General features: G+C 35.7%; 6 protein-coding genes. All 6 read right to left on the reverse strand.

Annotated features, from left to right (window positions below):
• Nucleotides 1-3 precede the first annotated feature (3 nt).
• Nucleotides 4-2,376, reverse strand: a complete 2,373-nt coding sequence (gene secA2, locus D8787_RS05535; RefSeq protein WP_125421598.1) for an accessory Sec system translocase SecA2 — start codon at nt 2,374-2,376, stop codon at nt 4-6.
• The gene (gene asp3, locus D8787_RS05540) at nt 2,369-2,809 is read right to left on the reverse strand and encodes an accessory Sec system protein Asp3 (protein WP_125421601.1); all 441 of its coding nucleotides are present in this window, start codon (nt 2,807-2,809) and stop codon (nt 2,369-2,371) included. Before asp3 ends, secA2 begins: the two co-directional genes overlap by 8 nt.
• Complete coding sequence (gene asp2 / locus D8787_RS05545; protein ID WP_125421604.1) at nt 2,806-4,338, reverse strand: accessory Sec system protein Asp2; 1,533 nt, start codon at nt 4,336-4,338, stop codon at nt 2,806-2,808. Before asp2 ends, asp3 begins: the two co-directional genes overlap by 4 nt.
• Entirely contained in the window at nt 4,322-5,902 is a 1,581-nt protein-coding gene (gene asp1, locus D8787_RS05550; RefSeq protein ID WP_042901434.1) for an accessory Sec system protein Asp1, read from the reverse strand. The genes asp2 and asp1 overlap by 17 nt, the downstream gene beginning before the upstream one ends.
• 9 nt (nt 5,903-5,911) lie before the next feature.
• On the reverse strand, nt 5,912-7,129 hold the full coding sequence (gene secY2 / locus D8787_RS05555) for an accessory Sec system protein translocase subunit SecY2 (RefSeq protein ID WP_042901435.1): 1,218 nt from the start codon (nt 7,127-7,129) through the stop codon (nt 5,912-5,914).
• A 607-nt stretch (nt 7,130-7,736) separates the two neighbouring features.
• Nucleotides 7,737-8,639: a glycosyltransferase family 2 protein gene (locus D8787_RS05560; RefSeq protein ID WP_050492376.1), complete on the reverse strand. Its 903-nt coding sequence runs from the start codon at nt 8,637-8,639 to the stop codon at nt 7,737-7,739.
• Between the last annotated feature and the right edge of the window lie 216 nt (nt 8,640-8,855).

Genomic DNA, 8,855 nt, shown 5'->3' on the forward strand with positions numbered 1-8,855 from the left:
CTCTTATGGGAAATGAGTCATAATCTCACCTTTAGAAGTAACTTCAACAAGTCCCATCAAAAGATTACGTATCATATCAGCCCGAATCTGTTCTTTCATGGTTTCAAAACCATCATAAGCCTCCTGATAATACTCTACTATAGGATTTTTCTGAGCAGCCGGCTGATTCCCTATCGCCATAGTCAATTGTTGTAAGTAATCTACCTGCTCTACCCAGTTATCATCAATAGCCTTGAGCAAAGAAAGTCGTAAAAACTGTTCATACAAGTCATGTTGATCAAGTAATTCTTTCTTTTCTGAAAGTTCTTTATCAATCACCTGCTTCATAAAACTACGAACTGCAGTCTTGTCAGTCACATCTATATAATCTGGAATCTCTTTAACATGGAAACTAATATTGGTCACGATAAAGTGGAAGAGCAAGTCTCGGCTTTCATAATTTGAAGAGGTCACTTGATCAATGTAACTAGCAATGATTTCCTCAACAACATCCTCTAAGTCACGAGAACCATCTATTAGACGATTTCTTTCTTTATAGACCATATTCCGTTGAATATTCATACTCTCAGCATATTCTAGTGTCTGACGACGCGCCGAACGTCCAGCACTATCACTGGCATGCTGAGCCTTTTCGACCAGTTTCCGATATTTACGGCCTTTCAATACTTCTGGTTGAGTCATATCTTGAACCTGATAGTCTTTATACTTTTTATGCACCCAAGATGGACCAAATTTCTTGATAACATCGTCCTCTAAGGATACAAAAAACTTACTCATCCCAGGATCCCCTTGACGACCAGAACGTCCTCGAATCTGTAAGTCAATCCGTTGACTTTCCATCCGCTCTGTTCCGATTACAATCAATCCTCCAAGTTCTGCAACTCCCTTACCAAGTTTAATATCCGTACCACGTCCTGCCATAGAGGTAGCTACTGTCACAGCCCCCATCTGACCTGACTCGGAGATAATCTGAGCCTCACGCGCCACATTATTAGCATTTAGAACATTATGGGCAATCCCTTCACGTAATAAAAGAGATGAGTAAAGATGGGACATCTCCACAGAACCAACAAAAACCAATAAAGGATTTCCCTTAGCATGGTATTCTTTGATATACTCCAAAGAAGCATACACTTTTTCAGGTAACGTTACATACAAATTGTCTGGATAGTCAATCCGTTGTTTCGGACGATTGGTTGGAATACGAATAACTGCCATATTATAAGTTTCAAGAAACTCTTTTTCTGCAACCTTACCTGTCCCTGTCATCCCCGATATCTTATTAAACATCTTAAAGAGACTCTGATAGGTTATGGAAGCCATGGCTCTTGTTTCTGGAGACAATTTAACATGCTCCTTCGCCTCAATTGCCTGATGGAGACCTCCCTGTAGTTTGGTCATTTCCATAAGACGTCCTGTCCCCTTATCGACCAGTACCATTTCATCCCCTCGAACGATATAGTCCTTATCTCTTGTATAAAGTTTATGAGCCCTTATTGCATAGACTAGATGACGAGCAAAAACCGCATGTTCTTCCTTGTAAAAATGATCTATTCCTAAAAAGCTTTCAGCAGCCTTAGCACCTTTAGTGGTCAACCAAACTTCATCTTTCTCCTCTTTAAAAATGTAATCCTCACCTTCAACCAAGGTCGTTACCAGCGTATCAATAATACCGTAGTGATTAGATTGAACACGCGGAGCACCGGCAACAATCAAAGGAGTTTGAGCACTATCAAGTAAAATATCATCAATTTCATCAATGATTACATAATCAAAAGGACGTAAAAATTTAGATGACTCATCAGAAGCTAAATTATCATTCAGATAATCAAATCCCAATACACTATTGGTTGTGTATATAATATCTGATTCATAAATAAGTCTTTTTTCCTCAGGTGTGTATTCTTCATTAGGATCACCTGTAAAGGGAATTCCAACAGATAAGCCTAAAAAACGGTAAACCTGTCCCATTTCCTCCGCATCACGCTTGGCAAGATATTCATTCGTTGTAATAACCATCGTTCCCTTGCCCGTCAGCGCATTGAGGTAAACGGGCATAGTAGCTGTCAAGGTTTTCCCCTCACCTGTGTTCATCTCCGCTACATCACCTTGATGAATAACAATTCCTCCCATGACCTGTACATCATAGGGGAACATTCCTAACACTCGTTTATCTGCTTCACGTACTACTGCAAATGCCTCAACCAAAAGATCATCCACCGTTTCTCCTTTAGCAAGACGTTGTCGGAATTCTAGTGTTTTTGCCGCTAATTTTTGATCTGAGAGAGACTCCATTTCCCCTTTTAGGGCATTAATCTTTTTTAAGATCCTTTTGACTTTCCTCAACTGAAAATCTTGACTAAAATTTTTAATCACGATTCATCTCCTCGATATAAAAATCATAAAAGTCTAACGACTCAAAACCTGCACTCAAAAGAGACACTTCATAGGTGTAAGCTTCTTGGGGGTAAGTAAACATAAATTGTTTAACTTTTTCTACCTTTTCCTCAATTACAGTTTCATAGCGATCAAAAAATCTAATTTTTATGTATAAACCTTGCTCTGGTTGACAATCGAAATTCATACACATTTGATAATCCTGTCCTCGTTTTAATAAAGGCAGACTAACTTGAGTTCTAGCTCCTTGATAGTTCAAACTAGAAAACCAGCTCCTCAGAATTTCTCCAGATGTTAACAAAGGATTATAGAGACTGACATGCTGGTAGCTATGATAAGTCACCCGAGTGCCGTACATAAATGTTCCCCCAACTTCTCCCCACTCTATTCCTTGTCTTTGTTTGATAATCATTCATCACCTCTCCCAAAATCTGCCTCTAACACCATATGATAAAAGTGCAAAAACCAAGCTACATTGGTATCCGTATCATCATTATGTCGTCCCGCTGTTCCTTTAGAAAGTATTTTCGCTCCTGTATTACATAAGTGATCAACTAATTGTTCATAAGCACGGCTATCCATATCCTCGTCTTTCATATAAGATAGACCAAAGGTTGTATTTGAAAAATCTGCTTGTTTAAAAACATTCCAAAAACGTTGATCTAATTCCAGCATATGTCTAGAGCTAACTCCCCCAGTTTGATGATGCAAAATATCAAAAGCTGTATTAAATACGCCTGGAGCTTCTAATCGTCCACGACTAGCGATTGTTCCAATATTGGCAAGAGGTTTACCGACAATAATAGCATGAGGTTCAAAGGAGGCACCATAATAAAGAGATGGAAATGTTCCCATAGAAAGACCTGACAAAATCAAATCTTTTTTATCAAATCCTAGATAATCTAGATAGTGAAGAATCGTTTCCTTTACCTTATTTTCTAGCTCATCACTTCCCAAATAAAAGGCACCACCTTCAAGACGTGGATCAGAAAACAAGATGAAAGGACATCCAAGATTTTTCATCATGTAATATCCTTCAAAACCTTCCGCAGAACGATACCCTGCAAAGTATACATTCAATGGAGGCTTAAAATCTCCAGGATGGAAGAAATAATTAATTTCTTCACGCTTACTATCGTGTAAGATATTTCCCCCCAAGAAAAACTTCCCAAATTGCTTACGAGTCCAACGTCTGTGTAAACTTCCTAATTGAAGAATCCCCTGACCACATGCTAGAATTGAAATTGCTAAATAACCTTTGGATTCGCCCGGAATGACGAATGCCTTTTCCAAATCAGGTTCATTTAGGATTATCTCTTCTATAATTTCTGACACCGAACCTTGTTTTATTTTTTTTATACTAACTTGAAATTCTACCCCATCACTTTTTTCATACTCCAACCACAATTCAATAGGGAGTTCCTCTTCTAGGATTATGTTATAACTCCAAAAAGCTAACTGAGAAAATTCTTCTCCAAAATATCCCTCCAATGTTAAGTGCTCAAAGCCTTGATAAGAAATCGAACCCTTAAAAGCAGGATTGACTTGCAACATAAACGGCTTCAACTTATCGCCATATCCGCCACCAAACAGCGAAGTCGACAAATCTTCCAGTAATGTTTGAGGGTCTGAAAAATCAACAGCCTGAGCACAAGATCTTTTTAGAAATGATGAAATGGTCAAATCTGCCGTTTCAAAATTTTGGTTATATAAAAGAGTATGAGGTTCTATGTTATTCATAAACGGAAGTAAATCTTTCAGATACTGACCGTCCTCTATTAAAACAACATGAAAACTAGTAATTCCATCCATCTCCATCATTTTTCTCAAAGCAAGAGAAGAATCAGGACAAAAATAATACCAGTCCATATTATCAGGAATTTCAAAACAATGTTTCCAGTTATCAATTCCAATTTGTAAGATTTTAAGATTCTTTGACATCTGTGATTTCTCCTATCCAATTTTGGAGTTTTTCTAAAAACATCTGTCCCGTATGTTCCTTGATTTTTTCTACAGAGTAAATCAAGGCTTGATTCCACTCCTTAAGTGTATCCAAATAATAATGGATTGCCTTTTGAAGTTCTGATAAGTCAGAAATAAGATATCCGTTCTTTAAATGATCCACATAAACTGTTTTCACTCGATTAATTTGAGGAATCCCTGCACTAATTCCAGCAATTTGAGTATAAAGATGAGGAAGTTTACTTAAGTCTACAATTAAACGTACAAATTCCAAGGTTTTAATTAAATCCAGTTCATCATTCATATTAACGACTTGATATCTCAGTTCCTCTACTTTATTATCCTCTAAAGGATTTTCTGAATCGCCATAACCCGCATCTTTTTCCAACGATTGACTATCGATTCTCTCTTGTATAATCTTCTGAATTAAATCTTCAAACTGCTCTAGTAGTTCTTCATCCGTCGCAAAGGTACCAAATATCAATTCCACATCTTTTGTTTTCGAAACAAAATCTAATATTTGATATATCCCCTCTTCATCAATACCCTCTTTAAAATTCAATTGATAGTAAATAAAAGAGGTTTTTCTTGTCTGGCTACGCCCCAAACGTAGGCGAGTATCAAAAGGAGACAAATGTTTAAAATATTGTTCATTCTCTGGATATAATTCTTTCAAAATATGAAGACTATCTTCCCTATCTACCAAGGTAAAATCTACCTTATTGAATACTGGCAATAAAGCGGGAAATGTATCTTGAGGATTTCGATCAATAAAGAGACTCAAAATCTTATGACTTTCTTCCGGTAAAGTTCTCATCATTAAATCATTGTGAACTTGATGGGCTGGAATAATAAATAAATTATTCTTTTTATAAATTTTACTTAGTCGTTTTTCAAAAAATTCCTCTATTACCTCGCCTATATTATGATAAGTCAATGATTTAAATCGATAACCAAATATTGGATTAATCTCAATACGTCCACCATCCTGCAAGTGCTCTCTAAACTGCCAAATTCCTTTAGTATTCAGATAATCTTGATAGTAAGCTACATCATCCTTAAAATAAATAACACTAGATACTAGCCCCCTATCATCCATAATAAACTGTTCAGAACGTTGACCTTCACTATTGAAGTATTGGATATGACTAATAAAACCTTCTACACCATGTTCTACCTGTGCATACAGTCTACCTTTTCTCTGCACCAATATAGCAAATGGACTATAAATAAATTCACACTCACTATCCCATTCAATATCTTTAAGGCTTAAAATCTGTGAGTTTTCCACAGAAAAATCTTGCATATCATCAAATACAGAATAAGCTTCTGTCTCCAAGACACTATGACGATGTAAAAAATATCGAAGATGAGGTTGGTAGGACAAAATCAACAGTTGAGAACGAAAGCCCTGATCCTGTAATAATCTGATTTGATTAAAGGTATCATCAAATTCAAGTTTAAAAAAAGTACGATACCAAGGAATTAAATCAAAATGCCATGGTCTATCAGTCCCATACCATGCTGGAATAAAATAATACATCGCAACCTCCTAGATAAGTGGTTTATAAGTTTCGTTCATTCTTAAAGCCTTTACTTCATCTTTTACATTAAAAATCATTCCATTCAGCATTAAAAACAAACCAGGAATCATGGCCACTCGCAACAGTTTTTCATCAGATAAAACAAGGAACATTGGCAAGCCCGCCATAACCACATTAATGATTCCTCCTACAATAGAAAATCGGAAAACTAGACCGTTGATAAAACGACTGGTCTCCTCACCTGGATATACTCCATAGATATATTCACCTGACTTTTTCATTCGATCAGCAATCTGATCTCCACTTATATTTACAAATGCAAATGCAATACTAAAAATAAATAAAATACCTATATATAAATAAATCCATAGTGGCTCACCCATTTTATATTGACCAGATAACTCCATATAGATGGGATTTTTTGGAAATATAGCATGTAGAAGAAGCAATACATAAGTAGGTAAACTCATAAAAGTCATAACATACATATACGGCATTCCCCCAGCCGGATTTAGCATTATCTCAAAATAAGAATATCTCTTAAATCGGCTATGCAAACCAACTTTATGTACAGGTAAACGATAGCGCGCTCGATACAAAATGGAAACAATATAGGTGAAAAGGAAGCCCATCAGAACTAATAATAGAATACTGATATAAGATATATGGATAACTTTAAACGTTTCAATCATATCCTGTGGAATAGTCAATACCATACTAGATAGCAAAATAACCATAGGACCTCCCAAACCATTGCTGGCATTTATATCTGACAACCAAACTAAGAAGAAGGTACCCGCAATCAGTAACAGAGTATTCATAAAGGTAATAACAATTGGAGAAAAGGATTCCTGAATGGGGAGATTTAGGGAAATAGCCAACGACTGGATAATCGAAATAAATAAGGTTAGGTACATTTTCCTTCTATCTTGCACCTCTATTGAGAGAGAGGTAATCCCTAAACGTTTAGACAAGGAGAACATTTGCCATAAAAGTGTCGCAGACATCCAAGGAGAAAGACCTACCGACAGCAAAGAAAGACTCCTAAGGTTTCCACCTGAAATAGCTGTAGAAAAAGCTAAATAGGCAGTTGAACCACCTAAAAAATCTCTGCTATTCACATTAACAAAAGGAAGAGATAATCTACTTCCCAAGACATAAATAAAAATCAAAAACAGGGTCACAAGACCTTTTTTCACTATTATAGACGAAAAAATATTTTTCATAACGAATCCTTACATAAAATTAATATAGCATTTTTTATTCTTTCCACTACACAGTAGAAAAGGAATAGAAAATAACCCAGTAAATCATGTTAGAAACCTTAGTCATTTTCCGCTTTATTTTTGAGCGCTAGCTCTTATCATTTCAAAGTTAAAACTAAAATACTATTTTATTATCAAAGTCCCCTAGACAAACAATGTCAAAGTGTTTATCCAAGATAGCACTTTGACAGGAAATTTCTGTTAAAAATATACTTGGCTCGCACTTACTGAGGCAGAACAAGTTAAACATCAACACGATTTGTTGTCAAAATATAAATAGAATTTAATTTTATACTAAAAAATTTTAACTCTATATACAATTCTAGTCTTTCTATTATATCAAAAAAAGCAGAATAAATCTGCTTTCAAGTATCTACAAGATAGGAATATCTCCATTCATGCTCTAGCTTCTTTATTCAATACCAATACTTCCACGCATGTTTTATATTTACAAAATATCACAGTTGCTCAAACGAGATGTCTTGATACTCTTAGATAATCCCTGCAGACTACATTAGTATCGTTTTATCCTAGTCAAGTGCTGTCATTTATAGGATAAGAGGGAGCTTTAATCGCTTAATAAATACAAAAGTTCTGCATAGCGTTTAAAGATTTCCGTACTTTGAAGTCCTGCTTCTTTTGCTTGATTGTAACGCATTTTTAAATTCGTTAACACATTCTCTCTTTCATCCGCTACATTCCATCCTTTAATAGCATAAACCGCCATCCGTTCCATCAAACAGTCCAAAACATCAACCAACAACTTTTCAGTTACCCTACTGCTAATACTATCTACTCCCACTCTATGATTATAAAGAGCCTTATGGATATAAGTCGAACGACAAGACTCTGCAAAAAGGCGATAATTAGTACGAGTATCTTCAATAATTTTCCCTTTAGGGAAGGAAATGATATCAAATAATCTACGCGCAAACAGAATTCCCCAACTTGTTTTAAATGATAGATCCCTACGTTCTAATAAGGGTAGTTGTTGTATTAATTCCTCCCCACTATAATGACTCTCATAATAATCCTCAAAGAGATGAATCAAATAAACATTGCGTTCTTGATGAAATTCTTGATAATTGGATACAACTACTTCTGCATCATTAAGCAAGGCTGCTCGGTACAGATCCTCTACATAAGTCGGTTCTATCCAGTCATCTGAATCAATAAAGGATAAAAATTCTCCTTCCGCCTCAGCAATACCAGCATTTCGAGCGTCCGACAAGCCACCATTTTCCTTTTCAATATAACGAAAACGACTATCCTTCGCAACAAACTCCTGGCAGATAGCAGCAGAACCATCTGGTGAACCATCGTTAACCAACAGAACTTCTATATTTGAATAAGTTTGATTGGCAATACTATCCAAACACATCCGTAAATAATTCTCTACATTATAAATTGGAACGATTAGACTAATTAATGGACGAGGATAAGTAATATCATTTTCTAAATTGGTTACCATAGTTTCATACACCTTAATGTCTTTTGAATCTGGAAAACTGTCTTTCCAATAGGATAGTAAATGCTTGATCCTTTCCAAATAATAATAATTAGGAATGNTTAATTCATTTATAAAATCTAACATATTCCAATGTACTTTTATGTCGCAAAGAGCAGATGCTTCCGAAGGATGATGACTCGCATTCTGACCATGTTGTACATATATATACGTTACTTC

This window comes from Streptococcus mitis (genome assembly GCF_003944325.1).
GTDB lineage: Bacteria > Bacillota > Bacilli > Lactobacillales > Streptococcaceae > Streptococcus > Streptococcus mitis_CW.

What these genes read in the sequence shown, in the direction of transcription:
- asp1 (WP_042901434.1), bottom strand. Translation starts at nt 5,902, where the DNA reads ATGTATTATTTTATTCCAGCATGGTATGGGACTGATAGACCATGGCAT.
- asp3 (WP_125421601.1), bottom strand. Translation starts at nt 2,809, where the DNA reads ATGATTATCAAACAAAGACAAGGAATAGAGTGGGGAGAAGTTGGGGGA.
- secY2 (WP_042901435.1), bottom strand. Translation starts at nt 7,129, where the DNA reads ATGAAAAATATTTTTTCGTCTATAATAGTGAAAAAAGGTCTTGTGACC.
- D8787_RS05560 (WP_050492376.1), bottom strand. Translation starts at nt 8,639, where the DNA reads ATGGTAACCAATTTAGAAAATGATATTACTTATCCTCGTCCATTAATT.
- asp2 (WP_125421604.1), bottom strand. Translation starts at nt 4,338, where the DNA reads ATGTCAAAGAATCTTAAAATCTTACAAATTGGAATTGATAACTGGAAA.